The organism is Bacteroides sp. M10 (genome assembly GCF_014334015.1).
GTDB lineage: Bacteria > Bacteroidota > Bacteroidia > Bacteroidales > Bacteroidaceae > Bacteroides > Bacteroides intestinigallinarum.
Window position 1 is genome coordinate 1,753,558 of the sequence record NZ_CP060488.1, and the last position, 23,437, is coordinate 1,776,994.

General features: G+C 42.5%; 13 protein-coding genes. 12 read left to right on the forward strand and 1 reads right to left on the reverse strand.

Translation table 11 applies throughout. The features are described 5' to 3' along the window. The first annotated feature begins 7 nt into the window (after positions 1 to 7). The 12 genes from H8796_RS06365 to H8796_RS06420 all read left to right on the forward strand — a co-directional run bounded on the left by H8796_RS06365 (position 8) and on the right by H8796_RS06420 (position 21,549). Positions 8 to 1,459 (forward strand): right-handed parallel beta-helix repeat-containing protein, encoded by a 1,452-nt coding sequence (locus tag H8796_RS06365; RefSeq protein ID WP_117937457.1) that lies wholly within the window; start codon positions 8 to 10, stop codon positions 1,457 to 1,459. Between the two features lie 19 nt (positions 1,460 to 1,478). Beyond that, positions 1,479 to 2,372, forward strand: coding sequence for a fimbrillin family protein (locus tag H8796_RS06370; RefSeq protein WP_117937459.1), 894 nt, complete (start codon positions 1,479 to 1,481; stop codon positions 2,370 to 2,372). Between the two features lie 18 nt (positions 2,373 to 2,390). Next, complete coding sequence (locus H8796_RS06375) at positions 2,391 to 4,541, forward strand: fimbrillin family protein (RefSeq protein ID WP_117937461.1); 2,151 nt, start codon at positions 2,391 to 2,393, stop codon at positions 4,539 to 4,541. Between the two features lie 61 nt (positions 4,542 to 4,602). Next, on the forward strand, positions 4,603 to 5,505 hold the full coding sequence (locus H8796_RS06380; RefSeq protein WP_187343950.1) for a glycerophosphodiester phosphodiesterase family protein: 903 nt from the start codon (positions 4,603 to 4,605) through the stop codon (positions 5,503 to 5,505). 17 nt (positions 5,506 to 5,522) lie between these two features. Then, entirely contained in the window at positions 5,523 to 8,030 is a 2,508-nt protein-coding gene (locus H8796_RS06385; protein WP_117937465.1) for a family 20 glycosylhydrolase, read from the forward strand. Positions 8,031 to 8,153: 123 nt separating this feature from the next. Further along, complete coding sequence (locus H8796_RS06390; RefSeq protein ID WP_117937467.1) at positions 8,154 to 9,797, forward strand: DUF6377 domain-containing protein; 1,644 nt, start codon at positions 8,154 to 8,156, stop codon at positions 9,795 to 9,797. Positions 9,798 to 10,007: 210 nt separating this feature from the next. After that, positions 10,008 to 13,013, forward strand: coding sequence for a TonB-dependent receptor (locus H8796_RS06395; RefSeq protein ID WP_117937468.1), 3,006 nt, complete (start codon positions 10,008 to 10,010; stop codon positions 13,011 to 13,013). Further along, positions 13,013 to 14,548 (forward strand): RagB/SusD family nutrient uptake outer membrane protein, encoded by a 1,536-nt coding sequence (locus H8796_RS06400; RefSeq protein ID WP_187343951.1) that lies wholly within the window; start codon positions 13,013 to 13,015, stop codon positions 14,546 to 14,548. The genes H8796_RS06395 and H8796_RS06400 overlap by 1 nt, the downstream gene beginning before the upstream one ends. Before the next feature lie 30 nt (positions 14,549 to 14,578). Beyond that, positions 14,579 to 16,069 carry a glycoside hydrolase family 30 beta sandwich domain-containing protein gene (locus tag H8796_RS06405; protein ID WP_117937469.1) on the forward strand — a complete coding sequence of 497 codons (1,491 nt, stop codon included), beginning with the start codon at positions 14,579 to 14,581 and terminating at the stop codon, positions 16,067 to 16,069. Positions 16,070 to 16,091: 22 nt separating this feature from the next. After that, positions 16,092 to 18,089, forward strand: a complete 1,998-nt coding sequence (locus tag H8796_RS06410; protein WP_117937470.1) for a DUF5125 domain-containing protein — start codon at positions 16,092 to 16,094, stop codon at positions 18,087 to 18,089. A gap of 185 nt (positions 18,090 to 18,274) precedes the next feature. Beyond that, positions 18,275 to 20,527, forward strand: coding sequence for a glycoside hydrolase family 3 C-terminal domain-containing protein (locus H8796_RS06415; protein ID WP_117937471.1), 2,253 nt, complete (start codon positions 18,275 to 18,277; stop codon positions 20,525 to 20,527). Between the two features lie 212 nt (positions 20,528 to 20,739). After that, complete coding sequence (locus tag H8796_RS06420; RefSeq protein WP_117937472.1) at positions 20,740 to 21,549, forward strand: Fic family protein; 810 nt, start codon at positions 20,740 to 20,742, stop codon at positions 21,547 to 21,549. 291 nt (positions 21,550 to 21,840) lie between these two features. Here the strand turns inward: H8796_RS06420 and H8796_RS06425 are convergent, their stop codons facing one another. Continuing rightward, complete coding sequence (locus H8796_RS06425; RefSeq protein WP_187343914.1) at positions 21,841 to 23,406, reverse strand: IS66 family transposase; 1,566 nt, start codon at positions 23,404 to 23,406, stop codon at positions 21,841 to 21,843. Between the last annotated feature and the right edge of the window lie 31 nt (positions 23,407 to 23,437).

Sequence of the window (23,437 nt, forward strand, 5' to 3'; positions counted from 1 at the left end):
AAAGAAAATGAAAAATAGATTATTCATAATATCGAAACTATGTATGCTGGCTTTCATGATTCTGTTGGCACAGGGATGCCAGGAAGATTATGAGATGATAGACCCGCCTATGATGACGGATTACGATGACGATCTGGACGAAGAAGTGATTATGCAGAAAGGATTGGAGAGTTACTTTGTGACTCAATTCGGTGAAGGTGAGATGGATGGCAGCTCTTGGGAACAGGCGCTGGATGCGGCTGGCTTTCGTAAGTTGTTGAGCGGTTCAATCGATCTCTCCAAGAGTACGATTTATATGAGTCAGGGAAAATATATAATGTCCGAAGAGAGTGGGCTTGGTGTAATCGTTCGCAAGGATGTCAAAGCGATTAAGGGCGGATATAGCCAGTTTAGTGAAGGAACGGATGTTTCGGCACGTGATATAGATGCGTATGTGACAGTCATCAGTGGTGATGTGAACGGAAATAAGCAGGCGGATGCCGGTGATTGTGGTTTGTTGCTTGTCAAGAAGGGGCATATAGCTATTGAAGGGGTTACTTTTCAGTATGGATATGTATCTGAAGCAGATGCCAGTGCTACCGAATGTGGTAGTGGAATTTATGTGAGTGGCAGTGCCAGTGATACTTCTATTGAGTTGACCGATTGCGTGATTAGAGATTGTAAGTCGGGAGTAACGACTTCTGCCAAGCAGGGTGGCCCGGCTGTTTTTGTCTTGTCGGGACAGGTACAATTGAATAAGGTAAGCTTGTTGGACAATACGGCTGCAGGTCGTGGAGGAGCTGTTCGTTGTAGTAGCAAGACGGCGGTGGTATTTATGAATGGCTGTCTGCTGAAAGGTAATTCTCATAACGGTTCGTGGGGAAATGGTATTCAGATGTCGGAAGGACATATTTGTATAAACAATACCACGCTGATAGAGAATATGGGGACAGGTGCCGCCTTGAACGGAGGAGGTAGCATACTGCTGACTAATAACACAATCATTGGAAATGCGAATGATAGTCATGGGGCTGTACGCTGTGAGACGGGAGTTGGCGGTGATACGAAGTTTATTAATAATCTGTTGATTTCTGAAAATCCTTCGGCTCCGAGTTTTAATCTGAATGGTAGTAACTTTGAGGCTTTCTCGAAGGGATATAATGTGTATCAGCGTGTGACGGGAATAACGATGAGTGCATCCGATACGGCTTATCCTAATCAGGTGAACGGTGCGCTGAATGAGGAGGGAGTGTATGTGTGGGATCTCAATCAGATTGGTTCGGTAAAAGGATATGCTACCAGACAGGCGGTGATAGAAGTTGCGAAAAGCTTTAACCCGGTGGCTTCGCCTATTACTAATTTGGGAGAAGTGTTTGTGGAATGGATCGGTGAAGATGCTTTCGGAATAGACCAGCGGGGAGTGACTCGTAATGTGAATAAGATGCAGGCCGGTGCTTATGATGCTGTTCTGACCAATTAAACCCTAAAACGACTGTAACATGAAGAAGATATTTTATATAATAGCCTTGGGCGTCGGACTAGCCGGATGCTCAAATAATGAGGATGAATTATTGTCAACGGGTAGTTTCCCAGAAGACCATGTAATCCGTATCATTACAGAAGTAAATGAACCTTTGTCGCGTGCAGGGTATGATGCAACGAATCTGGAACGTTTCGGATTGATGATCCGGAATAGCGAGAATGCTGCTTATAACTATCATAAACAAATGGTTGGTTCCGGAAGTGCCTGGAGTACGTCCGACGGTCAGCAGATGCTTTGGGATGCGGAAAGAACGCCGGTGACGATGATAGCGTATGCGCCTTATATGAATGAAGCCGCTCCGGATGCCTCTTTGGCAGTCAATGCTCTTACCAATCAGGCTACTGAAGAGAACGTGAAGTCTTCCGATTTTTTGTTAATGAAAGCAACAGTCGACCCGGAGCAGGATTTAACTGCGGATGGAAAGCTGAAAATCTCTTTGAGTCATGCCATGAGCAAGCTGATTATAAAAATCACAGTCAATGGAACGGCAGATGCTGCAATGAATAAGTTAGGGGATATGTCTATCAATGGGGCTGTTGTTAATGGCATTTGTGATTTGTCGGCAACGGTTCCGATGGTTGTTCCTGCGCCAGATGCGGTGGTCGCTACTGTGGCTCCCTATAAAGGGGTGGAGTCTTGCGAATGTATTCTGCCTCCGCAAAAAATAGCAGAGGGCTTCTCTGTGAACTTCAGCTATGACGGAAAACTGTATATCTGGACTGCAAAGGAAGCCATTGAATTGGAAAAAGGAGTGGAACATACTTTGACTCTGAATGTAAACACAACTGTCCGATTGGCTGGTAAGATGGCCAGAAATTGGGCAACCGGACAACTTATCAACCGGAATTAAAGAAGGAGGAGATAAACTATGAAGATTACAAAACTGATATTGGCTGCCTATTTGTTGATGGGTATGGCGGCTTGTGATACGGATAAGGATATAGCTGTGTACAGTGAAGATTCCGGTGCTATTCAGATTGAAGCTGCTATTAATACCGTCTTTACACGTAGTAATCCCGGTGCAACGGGAGATCAGCAGAAACAATTTAATGAGGGTGATGAAATTCAGTTAAGTTGTGAGGATGGATATCTGAATTATGTACTTTCGGAAGGAAAATGGGTGCCGACTGATAATTATTATTTAAGATGGGGGGAGGAACCGGTAACTTATTCGGCTTTCTATCCGGTAGTGAACGGAGCCAGTACGGCTAATTTTACACTTCCCACAAACCAGCAACGTTTGGAAAACCTGGCTAAGGCCGATTATATGACGTGTACCGTAGAGAATGCAATAGACGACGGATCCCGTATTCTTCGTTTGGGTATGAACCGGAAAATGGCAAAAGTGATTATGACGCTTGCAGATGTAGGCGGACAAGCTAAGGTTCAGGGAGTAAAGATTGGTTCCTATCAGGGATATACAAACGGGGAAGTGGTATCGGGTACTTCTTTAATATCCCCTTTCATTACAGTTCCCGAAGGTGGTAAGGCAGGACAGGATGGTTGTACGTATACTGCCATTGTGGCTCCCGGAAAAGCCGGGACAACTGCTACCTTTGTTTCCTTAAACTATTTGGGCGAAGATCTGGTGCTGCCCGGTATACCGGAACTGAAATCTGGAAAGTGTTATGAATTCACATTAAAAGTGGAAGGCTCGATCATAACTATCAGTGAACCGATTGTTTCTCCGTGGGATAGCGGTACTTTGCCGGGCGGAGATGCGGAAGAACTGCAACTGGCCGCTTACTATGTGAAAGAGCAACCTGCCGGAAATGCAACCGGTATGGATTGGGATAATGCAATGGGAGTAGATGCATTACGCAACTTATTGCAAACGAATAGTAACAGTGAAATTTCCAATGCTAATGCAGCCAAACTAGATGGTAAAAAGATTTATGTAGCTGCGGGCTCTTATGAGATTGCGAAAGAAAACTCCGGAGTGAAGATGGAATATAGCGGTTATAGTAAGCAAGTGGAAATAACGATTGAAGGCGGATATAATCCTTTAAGCACGGGAACGGATTTAACGAAACGTGACGTTGCTAAATACACGACTGCTTTCGTCAGAAATACCAGTAGTGGAGCATCTGCGACGTCCAACTCTTTATTAGTATTGGGTAATCAGACAAATATTATTTTCGATGGCTGTACTTTCAATGGACAATATGGATTGAGTGATGCAGGAAGTGTTCGTGCCGTGTTTGTTGCGGCAGGTGGAGGTGACGCAACCCTGCAACTGAATAATTGTGTCATAAAGAATTTCAATCGCGGAAGCGATGGTGGAAGCGATGGTGGAGCAGCCGTTAAAGTATCAAAAGGAAGAGTCTTGTTAAATCAGGTGGAGATGGTGAGCAATAAAGCGACAGGGCGTGGAGGAGCCATCACTACTACCGCAGCAAACAGCTTCCTGTTTATGAATAATTGCTTGTTGCATGAGAATTATGCACCAACCGCTTGGGGAACTAGTATTCATGCCGGAAATGGATATGTCTGCATGAATAATGTAACTGTACTTGGCACGGCAGCTACAGGAGGAAATAGTATCACTGTCAACGGAGATGCCTACTTTATGCTTGCCAATACTACGATTGTTGGAAATTCGGGCAATCCGAATGGTGTCTTCCGTGCAGGGAAAAATGCTTCTCTTGTGGTCAACTCTTTATTTGCCAAAGGAGCCGGAAACAGAACTATTTATGCAGGTAATATCACTTCCGGTGGATACAATGTATATCAGGCGGCAGATGCCGGTTGGGGAGCAGTTGCTACGGATACGGATTATTCATCTCAAACTCTTCCTGCTGCTACTTTAACGGATGGCGTTTATCAATGGACTGTGACCGGTGTTATTGACGAATTTGCAACCAGGCAGGCTGTGATTAATGCAGTGAAATCCTTTGATGCAACTGTGGGACAGCAATTTGTAGACTGGGTTGGTGAAGCCGGCTTTGGAGTAGACCAGCGTGGAGCAACCCGTAATGTCAACAAGATGCAGGCTGGTGCTTATGATGCAGGGTTGTAACTGTGGCCAAAATATAGTAGGTATTGAATGAAGTAAGAAGATTAAATAACAAATGAAAGATATGAAGAAAAGCAAGGTTATAGTGCTTTTGTTACTGCTCTGTCTGCAGCCAGGTTTCCTGGCTGCACAACGGGCGGAACTCATTCGCAAAGATGTGTTGAATCCACACTTAGATAAGGTTTTAGTGGTGGCGCATCGCGGAAATTGGAGTATTGCCCCCGAAAACTCTTTGGCGGCTATCGATAGTGCTATTCAGATGAAAGTGGATATTGTAGAGATAGATATCCGTAAGACGAAAGACGGTGAGCTGGTTCTCATGCATGACGATACGGTAGATCGTACTACTAATGGTACAGGAAAAGTAAAAGATAAAACGTTGGCTGAAATAAAGCAACTCCGGCTGAAAGACAAGGATGGTCAGTTAACGGAATATACTGTTCCTACTTTGGAAGAAGCATTGTTGGCAGCCAAAGGTCAGATTATGGTTAATCTGGATAAGGCCTATCCTATTTTTGATGATGTATATATTATATTGAGAAAAACCGATACTGCTGATTTAGTTATAATGAAAGGTGCTCAACCGGTGGAGACGGTGAAGCGGGAGTTCGGCTCTTATCTGGATAAGGTGATCTATATGCCTGTCGTAACGATTGATGAGGAAAAATCGATGAAGGTTGTTGAGGATTATATGGAACAGTTGCATCCGGTTGCTTTTGAGCTTTGTTACAGAAATGCTTCTAGCCTGGTACCAGCCAAAATGGAACGCAGGCTGGCAGGGAAAAGTCTGATCTGGTATAATACTTTGTGGGCCTCTCTGGCAGGCGGGCATGATGATGAGGCTGCAAAGAAAGATCCGGATGCTAGTTATGGGTATCTGATAAACAAGTTGGGAGCACGAATCCTTCAAACAGATAGTCCGGCTTTTATGCTCAATTATTTGAGAAGTAAAGGATGGCATGACTAATTACTAAGACTAAATTTATGAATGATATAAAATTTTCTTTATGGACAGTAGGGTGGCTGTGCATCCTATTCTTTGCAGGCGGTTGTAAATCGACGAATGATTCGGGAGCTCCGGTTTCTTTAACTTGGGAGATGGGAAACTACGATGAGAATGGTAAATATTATGAAAATTCATTTGTACTGAAGAATATATCAGATACTCCTGTAGGAAAAGAATGGGAGATTTATTATTCGCAGTTTCCCCGTACTATCCGGCAGGATGCTTCGTCACCGGTTAGAGTGGAGCAAGTGAATGCAACCCTTTTTAAAATGTATCCGGGAGAGGGATTTATCTCATTAGCTCCGGGAGATTCATTGAAAGTGATTTTCCAGTGTGATGGGGAAGTGCCAAAGAATTCGCATGCGCCCGAAGGAAGCTACTGGGTGAGCCAGTCGGGAGCATCGAAAGGTAAGCCACTTCCTGTAACATTGAATAACATACCATTACCTATGACGGAATGGCAAAGAACGATTGCCCGGAAAACGTATGAAACAAACCTTCGTTTGAACAATGCAGTTACTCCGGAGTTTCATTCAACGGATATAATACCTTCCATAAAAAAGGTGGTTACTACCGTAGGTAATATCTTATTAGAAAAACAACTAGCTTTGACTTTCCATGAGGATTTTGCCAATGAGGGAAAACTGCTAAAAGAGAAACTTTCCGGATGGTATGGCTTGGAAGTAGTGCCGGAAGCTCCGGTAACCATTACTCTGAATTACCTTTCTGACAAGAAGAAAGCAGTTAATGAGGAATATTATGAGTTGAGTATCGACAGTCAGCAGATAAGGATTAGCGCTACTACTCCACATGGCATTTTTAACGGAACGCAGACCCTGTTGGGGTTACTGAAAGGGCAGGAAAGCCCGTTCCGGTTGGAAGCAATGTCTATAAAGGATTATCCGGATTTATTATATCGGGGACAGATGTTGGATATTGCCCGGAATTATACAACGGTGGATCACTTGAAGAAACTGATTGATATTCTATCTTCTTACAAACTGAATGTGCTTCAGTTCCATTTTTCGGATGATGAAGGTTGGCGACTGGAAATTCCGGGCTTAGAAGAACTGACTGCCATCGGATCACGACGGGGACATACTACCGATGAAAAAGATAGGTTGTATCCGGCTTATGATGGTGGATATGATCCGTGTGCCGCTACATCGGGAAATGGTTATTATACCCGGGAGGAATTCATTGATTTATTGCGATATGCAACCGAAAGACATGTGCAGGTAATTCCGGAAATAGAATCTCCCGGCCATGCGCGTGCGGCGATTGTAGCAATGAATGCACGTTATCAGAAATACATCGATACAGACCCGGAGAAGGCGAAGGAATATCTTTTGAGTGATTTGCAGGATACTTCCCGATATGTTTCCGCACAGGCCTATACGGATAATGTTATGAATGTAGCCTTACCTTCTACTTACCGTTTTATGGAGAAGGTGATTCAGGAAATAGTGAGCATGTATAAGGAAGCGGATGCACCACTGACCACCATTCATTTAGGCGGTGATGAGGTGGCTAAAGGGGCATGGATAGGATCACCCTTATGCAGAACGCTCATGGAAGAACAGGGAATGGAAAAGGCACATGATTTGGCCGAATATTTCATTACCCGGGTGGTTGATTGTTTACAACAGCATAATTTATCTTTTAATGGTTGGCAAGAAGTAGCTTTGGGGCATAAGAAAGATACTCATACTTATTTGTCTCAACACGCAGCCGGTATCAATTCGTGGAAGACTGTTCCTGAATGGAAAGAGGATGAAATTCCTTATCAGATAGCCAACAACGGTTATCCGGTTATTCTCTGCAATGTGAATAACTTCTATCTGGATTTGGCTTATGATGCCCATCCCGATGAACCGGGACATTTCTGGGGTGGATACGTGGATGAATCCAAAGCATTTTCCATGCTTCCGTTCGATGTCTATCGTTCCTCCCGTACGGATATGGCGGGTAATCCGGTTGAGATCAGTTCCGCAGGAAAAGGAAAAACGGCATTGACTGCATCCGGCAGGAAACAGATAAAAGGTGTACAGGCCCAACTGTTTGCCGAAACAATTCGAGGATTTCAATGGGTAGAATATTATATGTTCCCTAAAGTGATGGGACTGGTAGAACGTGGCTGGAATGCGCATCCGGATTGGGAAGTCCTCTCCGGAGCAGCAGAGCAACAGGCTTTTGACCGGGATCTGGCACTATTTTATGAGAAAATCAGTGTAAAGGAAATGCCTTATTGGAGCCGGATAGGGGTAAACTTCCGTTTACCTCATCCGGGACTCTTCGTCAGAGGCGGACTTCTGTATGCGAATACTCCTATCGAAGGAGCACAGATACGTTATACGACGGATGGAACTGAACCGACGATTGATTCGATGCTATGGGAGGCCCCTGTAACCTGTCAGTCTGCTGTTGTAAAAGCAAAACTTTTTTATAGGGATAAGCAAAGTGTAACCAGCTGTTATTTACAGTAATTAGTGGAATAGTATAATAGATGTACTTTTAATTTCTATCTGTTTTATTCTTTAAAATACGAAGATTTTCTCTACATTTGTCTTTATTAGTCTTGTAATCTTCTATTAAAGTTTAATACTCCGATGAAAAAAAAGTACCTGTTGTTTCTTCTACTTCTCTCTTTTCCACTATATACCTGGGCTGATAAGACCCTGGACTCGCTGTTGAATGTACTTGATTTGACGATTCGGGAGCATGAGACTTATGTGGTTCAACGTGAATCACGTATCAGACATCTTAAAGAACTGACACACGGAATAGAAGTTAATTCTGTGGAACATTATAACCTGAACAGTCAGATATACAAAGAATATAAAGCCTTTATTTGCGACTCTGCAATCCATTATTTGAATGAAAATATACGGATTGCGGAGCGCTTGCATGATATAGACCGGAAGATAGAAAGTCAGTTGCAGCTTTCATTATTATTATCTTCAACGGGAATGTACACGGAGTCTATTGATGTTTTAGAATCGGTAGACCGGCAGAAAGTCGTATCCCGTTTAATAGCTGATTATTACACTTGCTTTGACCATGTGTATGGCGAATTGAGCGTTTATACCCAGGATAAAACTCTTTCAGGACATTACTGGAGTATCTCGCAGGCATATAGAGATTCTTTATATGCCATATTGCCTCCAGAATCGGAAGAATACCTACTGATGTATGAAGCATCACTTCGCGATCAACGCCAATATAAGGAAGCCCTGAAAGTGAATGACCTCCGGCTGGCAGAGATAGAAGCGAACACTCCACAGTATGCATTGGTCACTTACTATCGTTCTTTGATTTACAAGTACAGTAATGATAGCTTGGGAGAGAAACGGAATCTTTGCCTTTCTGCTATATCGGATATCCGTTCTGCCATTAAAGACCATGCCTCGTTGTGGATGCTTGCCCAGCTACTTTACGAAGATGGTGATATGGAACGTGCGTACCAATATATGCGCTTTTCCTGGAATGCGACGAAATTCTATAATGCCCGCCTGCGTAGCTGGCAGAGTGCCGATGTACTTTCATTGATTGATAAGACCTATCAGGCTATGATTGAAAAGCAGAATGACCGTTTGCAACAGAATCTGCTGCTTATCACCGCATTACTGGTGCTATTGATCGTAGCTTTAGGTTATATCTACCGTCAGATGAAAAAACTGGCAGATGCAAGAAATCATCTTCAGGTAGCTAACAAGCAGCTAAACGGATTGAATGAAGAATTGAGGCAAATGAATAGTTGCCTGTCTTCTACCAATATAGAACTTTCGGAGTCCAATCAGATTAAAGAAGAGTATATCGCCCGTTTTATAAAGTTATGTTCTACCTATATCAATCGGCTGGATGCTTACCGGCGTATGGTGAATAAGAAAGTATCTGCCGGACAGATTGCAGAGTTATTAAAGATAACGCGTTCGCAGGATGCTCTTGACGAAGAACTGGAAGAATTATATGCAAACTTTGATACAGCCTTCTTGCATCTCTTCCCTAACTTTGTGGGGAAATTCAATGACTTATTACAGGAGAATGAACAGATTTTGCCGAAGAAAGGCGAGTTATTGAATACTGAACTGCGAATCTTTGCTTTGATACGTCTGGGTATTGAAGACAGTTCACAAATTGCAGAGTTTCTTCGTTATTCGGTGAATACAATTTATAATTATCGGGCGAAAGTAAGAAATAAAGCCCGTGGTTCGAGAGAAGATTTTGAAGATTTAGTACGAAAAATTCGCTAATTCAGACTGTAAACTAACCACTTTTTTAGATATGTGTAACGAATGTAAATAGTTGATAATAAGTGGATTGTTGTTTTGTGTAATCCACTTATTGTCCCCTCCTTGTTAGCTCACTTTAATTTCTTTATACTTTTGACCTGTGCTTCGAAAGTAATGAGAGTAGCTCATTGCTGACAAGCGTCTTATTATTAACTTTAAAACTTAGTACGCATGAAAAAAAACAGGCGAAAAATCCTTTCGGGGAGTCGCAAGATTTTCTTTGCTATCTTGGCAATGTTTTTATCTTTGAGTGCATCTGCACAGCAAATTACTGCATCCGGTCAGGTCCTGGATGCTCAAAAAGAACCGCTAATCGGTGTTAGTGTACAAGAGAAAGGTACGTCTAATGGAGCAATTACCGATTTGGATGGCAACTTCACATTAAACGTTCAGCAAAACGCCATTTTGATATTCTCTTATGTGGGTTATAAGTCGCAGGAGGTAAAGGCAGCCCACCAGATGAAGATCACACTTCAGGAAGATAATGAAGTACTTGATGAAGTGGTGGTCATCGGTTATGGTTCGGTGAAACGGAAAGATGTGACTACCGCTATCTCCTCCGTATCTACCAAGGATTTGGATATGCGGCCTATCGTTTCGGCAGGACAGGCCATTCAAGGTAAAGCGGCCGGTGTCTCGGTGATTCAGCCTAATGGTACGCCGGGCGGTGAAATGTCTATCCGTGTACGTGGTACTACTTCAATGAATGGTAGTAATGATCCGTTGTATGTAGTGGACGGAGTACCTGTAGACAATATCAAGTTCCTTTCTCCGAATGATATTGAGAGTATGCAGATATTGAAAGACGCTTCATCGGCATCTATCTACGGTTCACGTGCCGCTAACGGAGTCATTCTGATTACTACGAAGGCTGGTGCAGCCGGTAATGCCAAAGTATCTTTGACAGCCCAATTCGGTCTGAACAAAGTAGCCGATAAAGTAGAATCCTTGAATGCAGCACAATATAAAGAGTTGCAGGATGAAATCGGGCTAGTGTCTTTACCAGACGGATTACCCGATCGTACTGACTGGTTTGATGAAACGTATACAACAGGAAAGACTCAAAATTATCAGGTAGCTGTATCCAATGGTAATGAGAAGATGAAATATTATTTCTCTGCGGGTTACCTCAAAGAACAGGGAGTGTTGGACATCTCTTATTACAAGCGTTACAATTTCCGGGTAAATCTGGAAAACCAGGTTCGTAAATGGCTGACAGTAAGTGCTAATATCTCATATTCAGACTATACAAGCAATGGAGGTGGGGCAATGGGAACAGGTTCGAATCGTGGTGGTGTTATTCTGGCTGTTATCAATACACCGACCTATGCGCCGGTGTGGGATGCTTTGAACCCTAATCAGTATTATAATAACTTCTATGGAGTGGGTAATATCACAAATCCATTAGAGAATATGGCCCGCGCGAAAAATAATAAAGACAAAGAAAACCGCTTGTTGGCATCGGGTAATATATTGCTGACTCCACTCCCGGAACTGAAGTTCAAGTCTACTCTTACTCTTGACCGTCGTAATGCCGTTAATACTACTTTTCTTGATCCGATTTCTACTGCTTGGGGACGCAATCAGTACGGTGAGGCTTCGGACAATCGAAATATGAACACGGTTCTGACATTTGATAATGTGCTGACTTATAATAAAAACTTCAAGAAACATGGCTTGGAAGTAATGGCCGGTTCGTCATGGACGGATTCAGACTATTCCAATAGCTGGATCAACGGCTCTCACTATCGTAGCGATCTGATTCAAACACTGAATGCTGCCAATAAAATATCTTGGGATAATACAGGTACAGGTGCGTCTCAATGGGGAATTATGTCATTTTTCGGACGTGTAGCTTATAACTTCGACAGTAAATACCTGGTAACAGCTAATCTTCGTGCCGATGGCTCTTCTAAATTACATCCCGATCATCGTTGGGGCATATTTCCCTCATTCTCTGCTGCCTGGCGTATTTCTTCGGAAAAGTTCATGGAGAACCTGACATGGATTGACGATTTAAAATTGCGTGGTGGCTGGGGACAAACCGGTAACCAGTCGGGTATTGGTGACTATGCATATTTGCAGCGTTACAATATCGGTCGTATTGAATGGTTTAAGAAAGGTGGCGAAGGTGATTCGACTGATTACGCAAATGCTGTTCCTACCATTAGCCAGGCAAACTTACGTACATCTGATTTAACATGGGAAACCACGACACAGACCAATATAGGTCTGGATCTGACTATATTGAATGGACGGTTGACGTTTAATGCCGACTATTATTATAAGAAGACCAAAAACATGTTGATGAATGTGTCATTACCAGCCGGTGCGGCAGCAGCTACGTCTATTGCCCGTAACGAGGGTGAAATGGTAAATAAGGGTTTTGAGCTTTCTATTAGTTCGAAAAATCTCCGTGGAGAAGCATTTACATGGGATACAGATTTCAATATTTCTTTTAATCGGAATAAATTGACAAAACTGGAATTACAGAAAGTTTATTACGATGCTAAAACAGCGGATGTAGTGAATGACTATGTGGTGCGTAATGAACCGGGACGTGCTTTGGGAGGTTTCTACGGCTACATAAGTGATGGGGTAGACCCTGAAACCGGCGAATTGATGTATCGTGATTTGAATAACGATGGTAAGATCTCATCTTCCGACCGTACCTATATCGGCGATCCGAATCCGGACTTCACTTATGGTATGACCAATACATTCTCTTGGAAAGGCTTTAATTTGAGCATCTTTATCCAAGGCTCTTATGGAAATGATATTTATAACGCTTCACGTATCGAAACGGAAGGTATGTATGATGGTAAGAATCAATCGGATCGTGTATTGAACCGCTGGAAAATTCCCGGACAGATAACAGATGTGCCTAAGGCTAATTTCAAATTGCTCAATTCTACCTATTTTGTAGAAGATGGCAGTTATCTAAGATTGAAAGATGTTTCCTTGTCCTACAACTTTAAAGGTAAACTGTTGAAGAAATGGGGGATCACCCGTTTGCAACCTTACTTCACGGCTACTAACCTGCTGACATGGACCAGCTATTCGGGAATGGATCCGGAAGTAAACCAATGGGGTAACAGTGGTACGGTACAAGGTATCGATTGGGGTACTTATCCGCATTGCAGATCATATGTGTTTGGTATTAATGTTGAATTCTAATGAAAGGAAAGATTATGAAACTAAGAACTATATTTTACGGATTAACCTCCGGTTTGCTATTGGGACTTTCTTCCTGCTCGCTGAATTATGAGCCATTAGACACCTATTCGGATGTGACGGAAGGAGTGACAAGTGATGGTACAAAGATCGTATTCAAGGATAAAGCTGCAGTCGAAAGCCATCTGACAACGCTTTATAATCAGATGCGTGACCGTCAGGAACATTGGTATGTGGATTTACTTTTGATTTCAGACTCCCATTCGGATAATGCTTATGCCGGTACTACCGGAGCGGAAGTTGTTCCGTTTGAGAATAATTCGATTGAAGGTTCCAATTCTGTGTTGGAACGTGACTGGAACCGTTATCTGGAAGATGTGGCCCGTGCTAATAAACTCATTTGTAACATTGACCTGGTGACAGATAATTCGTTGACTACTGCCGAACGGGCACAATACAAAGCAGAAGCGAAGATATTCCGTGCCATGGTAATGTTTGACATGGTACGTCTGTGGGGAGATTTTCCGGTGATTACAACGGTAGCTGATGATATTACTTCTGAAAACATTGATGAGGTATATCCGCAATATTTCCCCAAACAAAATACGGAACTTGAAGCTTATCAACAGATTGAAAGAGATTTGTTGGATGCAGTGCTGTATGCTCCGGATAATACTCCGGGGAATAAGACGTTGTTTACCAAGTCTGTGGCTCGTACCTTACTGGCTAAAATTTATGCCGAGAAACCTTTACGGGATTATACGAAAGTTATCCAATATTGTGATGAGGTGAAAGCTGACGGTTTTGATCTGGTGGATGATTTCAGTGATTTGTTTGGAATGAATGCTGCAGGAACAGATGCGAGGATGCGTAATACGAAAGAGTCGATTCTTGAAGCACAATTTACTTCCGGAGCAGGTAACTGGTGTACATGGATGTTTGGGCGTGATCTCGTGAACTGGAATAACAACTTCACGTGGGCGAAATGGGTGACTCCATCACGTGACTTGATTAGCGCTTTCAAACAGGAAGGGGATGAAGTCCGTTTCAAAGAATCAATAGTCTATTACGATTGTAATTGGAGCAACTATTATCCGTCTGATAATTATCCGTTCATGTATAAATGCCGTTCTGCCAACAGCAGTATCATCAAGTATCGTTATGCCGATGTTCTGTTGCTGAAAGCAGAAGCGTTGATTATGCAAGATACCCCGGATTTGGAAGGAGCAGCCGATATAATAGATGAAGTTCGCGAACGTGCCAAGTTGGGAGCACTTCCCACCACCGTCCGTTCAAATAAGAACCTCCTGCTGAATGCCTTGCTTAAGGAACGTCGGTTAGAACTGGCTTTTGAAGGGCAACGATGGTTTGATTTGGTCCGTCTGGACAAGGTAGAAGAGGTGATGAATGTAGTGTATTCTAAGGATTCAGGTCGTAAGGCGCAGATTTACACTTTTGATAAGAACTCCTATCGTTTGCCAATCCCGCAGTCGGTAATTGACGCGAATGATAAGATTCACCAAAATCCGGGTTATTAATTCAACTAAAAACATAGAAAACTTAAGATTATGATAGACATGAGAAATATAGCATTAACTTTTCTTGGATGCTTCACCATATTAGCTGCATGCAGCAACAGTGACGATGCGGAAAAACCGGTTGCACCTGTTCCAACCGGAGATGTGACCATTTATGCGACCACTAGCAGCCTGACTCGCGATTTGACTCGTGATGCCGTTAATTTCAGCTTGAAAGATAATTTGGCACCTACTTCAATCACATTGAATCCGGCTGAACAATATCAGACAATGGATGGCTTCGGAGTAGCCATCACTGGTGCTACTTGTTTTAACCTTCTGCAAATGAAACCGGAAGATCGTCATGCTTTCCTTACGGAAACGTTCTCTGACGACAAAGGATTCGGATTTAGCTATATCCGTATTTCCATCGGCTGCTCGGATTTTTCATTGAGCGAATATACTTGTTGCGATACAAAAGGTATTGAACATTTTGCTTTGCAGAGTGAAGAGAAAGACTATATTCTTCCGATTCTGAAAGAGATTCTGAACATTAATCCTTCTATTAAAGTTATTGCCGCTCCTTGGACTTGTCCAAAATGGATGAAAGTAAAGAGTCTCACAGACCTTACTCCGCTGGATTCATGGACAAACGGTCAGCTGAATCCGGTCTATTATCAGGATTATGCTACTTATTTTGTGAAATGGGTACAAGCATTTAAGGCTGAAGGTATTGATATTTATGCTGTGACTCCCCAGAACGAACCGTTGAACCGTGGTAATTCTGCTTCACTTTATATGAGTTGGGAAGAACAGAGAGACTTTGTGAAAACAGCACTCGGACCTAAATTTAAAACAGCCGGACTGGCTACGAAGATTTATGCATACGATCATAACTATGATTATAGTGATATTGAAACGGAAAAGAACTACCCCGGCAAGATGTATGAAGACGCAGCAGCTTCCCAATACCTGGCCGGAGCAGCTTATCACAACTATGGCGGGAATCGCGAAGAGCTTTTAAATATACATAAAGCCTATCCTGAAAAGGAACTTCTTTTCACGGAGACTTCTATCGGAACATGGAATAGCGGACGTGATTTGTCGAAACGATTGCTGGAAGATATGAAAGAAGTAGCATTGGGTACGATCAACAACTGGTGTAGGGGAGTGATAGTGTGGAACCTGATGCTTGATAATGACCGTGCTCCTAACCGTGAAGGCGGTTGCCAGACCTGCTACGGAGCGGTGGATATTAGTAATAGTGACTATAAGACAATTATCCGCAACTCACATTATTATATCATCGCTCATCTTTCAAGTGTAGTGAAACCGGGAGCGGTACGTATCGGTGCATCCGGCTATGCTGATAGCAATATTATGTATTCTGCTTTCGAGAATCCGGATGGAACTTATGCTTTTGTTCTGATGAATAATAATGAAAAAACTAAAAAGATAACCTTAAGTGATGGTAAGCGTCATTTTGCTTATGATGTTCCGGGCAAATCTGTAATTTCCTATCGTTGGGCAAAGTCGGAATAAGAACCTTAAAATAATCAAGACAATGAAAAAAAACAGTTATATTATATTGGCTCTAGCAGGAATGTTATCCATGAATTCCTGTAATGATGACGAATTCTTGCCCGGTAATCCGAGTATGGAAATCAAAGCAGAGAATGCAGATGCTCTTTTTGGTGACAGTCTTCCGTTTACGATTAAAGCCTCGGATGTGGATGTGCCTCTTTCTACGTTGAAAGCACAGCTTTTTTATGGAGAAGAGCAAGTGTCCGAAACGGTCATCCGTACAAAGACAAGCGGAAATGACTATACTGGTAAAATCTTTGTTCCTTATTATGCTAATATTCCTAATGGAAAGGCAACTTTGAGATATATTCTTCAGAACATTCATTTTACTACCACGGAAATGACGAAAGAACTCGCTCTGGCACGACCGGATTTCCCCTATCTGACATTAGTGGATGAGGAGGGAAAAGAGTACCGAATGGACCGTCAATCCATGTATGAGTATAGTGTGACAGGAGACTTCTCACAAAAAATGAAGGCGTATATCAAGACTCCGAAAGTGGGAGAGAATGGTAACGAATTGACTTTTGGTTGGGAGAATGGAACGATTGAAGCTGGTTCTACTAATTCTATTTCATTTTCTAATACGGAACCGGGAAATTATGCTATCAAGTTTAATACGTTGACTTACGAGGCAGAACCATTTGCCAAGTTAAAGGTGAACGGTGAAGATATGGAGTTGGTAGAGAATGATATCTATGCAATCAAGCTGACTTTGAAGAAGAATGACATTCTAGCGTTTGAAGGGGTACCTGATTATGATAATTGGTGGATAGACCAGGATTATTTTGAGAAACAGGAAGATGGAACATTGAAATTCCTTCCGATTGACGGAAGTTACAAGATAACAGCTAATGGTAAACTGAAGTATTTTTCTGTCATTGCTTTAAAGAATGGTGAGGCTGCCAAGTTGCAAGATGACGGAACAGGAGCTATCTGGGCTATTGGAACAGGAATCGGTAAACCGTCGGTGGCACTTTCTGAAGTAGGGTGGACGCCGGAAAACGGTTTGTGTATGCCACAACTTACTGCGAAGAAGTATCAACTGACATTTATAGCTGGAGTTACCATGAAAGTGGATGATATAAACTTTAAATTCTTCCATATCAATAAATGGGACAATGGTGAGTTTAAAGGGGATGCTATTTCTACAACGAGTGAACTGGTTAAAATCTCATCGGACGGTAATCTGGGACTGGAAGAAGGTCAGAAGTTCGAAAGAGGAGGCATTTACAGGTTTACAGTTGATGTGACGAAAGGCAATACCAAGGCTGTGTTGACAGTGGAGAAAGTAGGGAAGGTAGATTTACCTGCACCGGATATTTTCTTTGGTAATGATAAGATGGAGGTGACAGATACTGATATATATAAGTCGGATCAGGCGTTTACACAAGGACAAATGATAACTGTCACAGGTATTGATAATTTGAATGAATGGTGGATTGATCCTGACTTCTTTGAGAAACAAAGTGATGGTGCATTGAAATTCCTGCCGATTAACGGAGATTATCGGGTGACAGCTAATGCTGTTTTGAAGTATTTTTCCGTAATGGCTTTGAAAGATGGTAAACCGGCCAAATTGCAAGATGACGGAACGGGTGCAATCTGGGCTATCGGGAAAGGAATCGGTAAGCCTTCTGTTGCGTCTTCCGAAGTAGGTTGGGAGCCAGGTAAAGCGCTCTGTCTGGCGCAAGTTGCTCCTAAAAAGTATCAGCTAACCTTGAAAGCCGGGGAAACACTGAAGACTAGTGGCGACCCGGAAGTGATTAGTTTTAAGTTCTTCCATCAAAATGATTGGGGAGGAGAATTCGGCAATTATGCAAGCTCTATTTTAGTGGAACAGCTTAAACTTGCAGATTCCGGAAATTTGGAAATGCAGGATAATAAAGCATTTGAAGAAGGAGGTGTCTATCGGTTTACCATTGATGTAACGAATGGTAATGCAAATGCTGATCTGAAGGTTGAGAAAATAAATTGATCTGAAAATTGATACCGGATTTTTATTGAAACTATCCTGAAAGGGTATAATGATTTGTACCCTTTCAGGATTCATCTTAGGCTGGGATAATGTAAAAAACATTAATAAACCCGTCCGCAACTAGGAAATATTCCCTGTTTGGGAGTCTATATAAATAAAGTATTAACTTATTTCTTATATCATAAATGAACATGAAATTCAAAGCAATGTTACTTGGCCTGTCTGTGATGACTGCACTGCCTGCTTTTGCGCAGAAACCGGTGTACTTGGACACAGGTAAGCCTATTGAAGAGCGAGTGAAAGATGCGTTGAACCGGATGACCCTTGAAGAAAAGGTAAAGATGATTCATGCACAGTCTAAATTTAGTTCGGCAGGCGTTCCCCGTCTTGGTATCCCGGAAGTATGGGCTACTGATGGTCCTCACGGTATCCGTCCGGAAGTCTTATGGGATGAATGGGATCAGGCAGGATGGACAAACGATTCCTGTATTGCCTATCCGGCACTAACGTGCCTTGCTGCTACATGGAATCCCGAAATGTCTCATCTTTACGGGAAAAGTATCGGTGAAGAGGCGCGTTATCGCAAAAAAGACATTCTGTTGGGCCCCGGTGTGAATATCTACCGTACACCCTTGAACGGACGTAACTTCGAATATATGGGAGAAGATCCGTACCTCTCTGCCACAATGGTGGTTCCTTACATCAAAGGTGTGCAAGAGAATGGAGTGGCTGCTTGCGTGAAGCATTATGCATTGAACAATCAGGAATTCAACCGTCATACCACCAATGTACAATTAAGTGATCGTGCCCTTTATGAGATATACCTGCCTGCTTTTAAGGCAGCTGTTCAGGAAGGTGGCACATGGTCGATTATGGGCTCCTATAATCTCTATCAGGGAGAGCACGCCTGTCATAACAAACGCCTGCTTAAAGATATTCTTCGTAATGAATGGGGCTTTGACGGTGTCGTAGTGTCCGACTGGGGAGGTGTGCACAATACCGAGCAGGCGATTCACAATGGCATGGATCTCGAGTTTGGTTCATGGACGAACGGACTGTCTGCCGGAACGAGAAATGCCTATGATAATTATTTCCTTGCTTTCCCTTACCTGAAATTAATCAAGGAAGGTAAAGTAGGAACAAAGGAACTGGATGAAAAGGTTAGTAATGTCCTTCGTCTGATTTTCCGTACTTCAATGGACCCGCACAAACCATTTGGCTCTTTAGGTTCTCCCGAACACGGGCAAGCCGGACGTAAGATTGGTGAAGAAGGTGTTGTATTGTTGCAAAACAAGGATAACATACTGCCTATCGATTTGAATAAAGCTAAGAAAATAGCCGTTATCGGTGAAAATGCTATTAAGATGATGACTGTGGGCGGTGGTAGTTCTTCTTTGAAAGTGAAATATGAGATTTCTCCGTTGGATGGACTGAAAAGTCGTGTGGGCTCAAAAGCAGAAGTGGTATATGCCCGTGGATATGTAGGCGATCCGACAGGAGAGTATAACGGTGTGAAAACCGGTCAGGACTTGAAAGACAACCGTTCGGAAGATGAGCTGCTTGCAGAGGCTTTTCAAGTGGCTAAAGATGCCGATTATGTCATCTTCTTCGGTGGCTTGAACAAGAGTAATCATCAGGATTGTGAAGATTCGGACCGTGCTTCTTTAGGTTTGCCATACGCACAGGATAGAGTGATTAGTGAACTCGCAAAGGTGAATAAAAACCTGATTGTGGTCAATATCTCCGGCAATGCTGTGGCCATGCCTTGGGTAAATGAAGTGCTGGCTATTGTACAGGGCTGGTTCCTGGGTTCGGAAGCTGGAACTGCTCTTGCTTCCGTATTGATAGGAGACGCCAATCCTTCGGGAAAACTTCCTTTCACCTTCCCGGCAAAACTGGAAGATGTAGGGGCTCATAAATTGGGCGAATATCCGGGCAATAAGGAAGAACTGGCACAGTCTAAACATAGAGGAGATACGATTAATGAAATCTATCGGGAAGATATTTTTGTAGGTTACCGTTGGGCGGATAAAGAAAAAATCAAACCGCTGTTCCCGTTCGGACACGGATTGAGCTACACTACTTTCGCTTATGGAAAGCCTTCGGCTGATAAGAAAACAATGACAGTAGATGATACTATCTCTTTCACGGTCAATGTGAAGAATACAGGAACCCGTGAGGGGCAAGAAGTTGTTCAGCTTTATATCAGCGATAAGAAATCCTCTCTCCCTCGTCCGATCAAAGAGTTGAAAGGTTTCCAGAAAGTGAAACTGGCTCCGGGAGAAGAGAAAACGGTAACGCTGACGATTGATAAGAAAGCATTGAGCTTCTTTGATGATGCTAAACACGAATGGGTGGCCGAACCGGGCAAGTTTGAGGCAATGATCGGTAGTTCATCCAGGGATATTAAAGGTACTGTACCATTTGAGTTGAAATAGGTAGATGTTTGGTTAGATATTTTTTTAAGGAGATGACAGAGAGTCTGGGTACTCGGAAAACGCTAAGTGATTGCAACAAATCGACTTAGCGTTTTTTTATTGCCTAATTTTCCCAGCATTTGCAAAAAAATAGTAAGAAAGTAGTCGTTTCGCTTGGTAAAGTGTTGTATCAGAAGTAATTTTGGGAAAAATAACAATTAAGGTAACCTATTATGGAAAAAGGTATTTGGCTGGAAATAGAGGAACTGTATAAGGAGTTTCAGCAACTCGGTATCAGTCAGTCGGTGGACTATGAGAAGTACTACCTCTATTCTCTTATTACCCATTCTACAGCCATTGAAGGTTCTACACTAACCGAAATGGATGCACAGCTTCTTTTCGATGAAGGTGTAACAGCTAAAGGAAAGCCGTTGGTATATCATCTGATGAATGAGGATTTGAAGAAAGCATACGAGCTTGCTAAAAAGGAAGCGCAACGCAATACTGTTATAACTCCTGCTTTCTTGCGGAAGTTAAACGCTACTTTGATGCGGACAACAGGGGGAAGGCATAATACAATAGGCGGCTCTTTCGATTCTTCCAGAGGTGAGTTCCGTTTGTGTGGCGTTATGGCTGGTGTAGGTGGGCGTTCTTATATGGGTTATCAAAAAGTACCTGTTAAAGTAGAAGAACTTTGTTTCTTGTTGCAGGAACGGCAAAAGAATGTGGAAACGTTCCGTGAACAATACGAATTAAGTTTTAATGCTCACCTCAATTTAGTGACTATTCATCCTTGGGTGGATGGTAATGGGAGAGCAGCTCGCTTATTGATGAACTATATTCAATTCTGCTATCATCTTTTCCCCGCTAAGATTTTTAAGGAGGATAGGGCAGATTATATCCTTTCTTTACAACAGGCGCAAGATGATGAAACCAACCAGCCTTTTTTGGATTTCATGGCAGTGCAGTTGAAAAAAACACTGTCTTTGGAAATTCAAAAATATAAAGCTTCTCACAATAAAGGATTTAGTTTTATGTTTTAATCTTGTAGGGCTTCTTTTGATAAGACTTCCACCCATTGTATATTGTGTTGTTTTTCATTAAAGAAATCGCCGTTACAGTAACGGCGGTTGCATTTATTAATATCGAACTTATGTAATTCTCTAATAGTTTTTAATAAAGGTTCATCAGTTTCACCGTTAGTTGAATAGTTATAGACCAGATATTTATGGTGAAAGGAAACGCAAAATATAGAAATATTCATCCTTCACACTCGGTAAGCGTCTCCGCGATTCTATATAGTGTATTAAAATAAAAAGGCTAATGATCCCTTTTTAGTCATTAGCCTTTTCCCATCTGTCAGGAAGCAGTTCCCTGTATTTTTCAATTGGTGTGTTCGGTTGCCATTCGGCTGTTCTGTTTATCACATCCGTGAGATACTCAAATAAATTCACTTTATGCATCCTACAAGTGAGTGCTATCGTATAGAGTATGGCGCCTCGTTCGGCCCCCTTATGGCTGCCGAAGAACAATGAGTTTTTTCTTGATAAGGATATGTACCGGTTCATCCGTTCAACCATATTATTGTCCAGATAAGTGTCACCATAATTAAAGATGTCCACCACTGCATTCCACTCATTGCGAAGATAGGTAATGGCTTCCTGCAGTTCGCTCTTAGGTAATAAATCCCCCCGTTCTTCTATTTCATCAAGCATATCTTTTATTTCTCCGAGTATGTCCGGCGCATACTTTTTTCGATGCATAAGATTCTGTTCTACCGTCCATCCCTCAACCCCAACTTTATGCTTATGCTCGTTTTGATAAAGTGCGTTTATCAGCTCCACGATTCTTTTTGCATCCGGGTCCTTCTCACCGCAATCTATAAATTTCCGTTTTATATGTTGCAAGCACGGGATGCGTGTGATATTGGGATAAGCATCGCTTTCAAGCTTCCGGTAAGGTGAGTAGCCATCGCTTTGTATAATACCTTTGCAACCGCCTAATTCGTTAAGAATAACTCTTTCAGACCGGGAGCCGTCATCATAGAGCAGGTATATCATCCTGGTGTTTATGCCGACAACCACCCAAAGGTATCCCTTCCTGACTCTTTTTCCCTTGCTGTTCTTTTCCGGGACGAGTATTTTGTAATAGGTTTCATCGGCTGCCTTATAAGGATCACTCAAAGCTGTCTGCCGGATGCACTTATAAAGATTTTCGAAGAGGCTTGAGGCTTTTTCTATCAACTTATGAGCCGTAGGTTTCTTCAGCGTAAAGCCATGCCCCTCGAAGTAGTTGATGATTCTTTCAACAGGTAGCGATTGTATATAACGTAATTCCATCAATCCGGCAATAAATGAACCGTCATAGCTGGAATTCAAGAAGGCCGAAGCCGGTGTTTTTCCCTCAAACAGGCGACCTTCTTGCGTATAGGTGTGTATCTTGTAGACATGCTTGATGAAGCGCATGGGTACACATTCATAGCGGACGCATATTCTGGGAACAGTGGTAAACAACCGGGCCTTATTGATGTCAAAATCGGGATCATCGGGATAAACGACATGTTCTTCTTCCTCCATCTCATAATGCATGTCACGTTTGGCCCCATTGTTCTTTCTTGCTTTACGCTTATCTGCTTTTTCCGCTTCTATCTTCTGCCGCTCTTCTTCGGATATGGCAGATTGGGGAGCCTGTTGCTGTTCGGATGTGTTGGATACAAGTTTGGCGAGTCCCTTAGTAAGGCGCTGTTGCTTGCTAAGAGATTCGCCTTTTTGAAGGAGTGCCTCTTTAAGGGAAGAAACCTCCTTTATCAAAGCATCTATTTGGTCCAAGAGTCTGTTGTTGTCATCTCGTAATCCCTTGATTTGTTCCTTCAATAACTCTATGATCTCATCCTTTTTCATGGCATAAAGATATAAAAAATCAACAAATTAA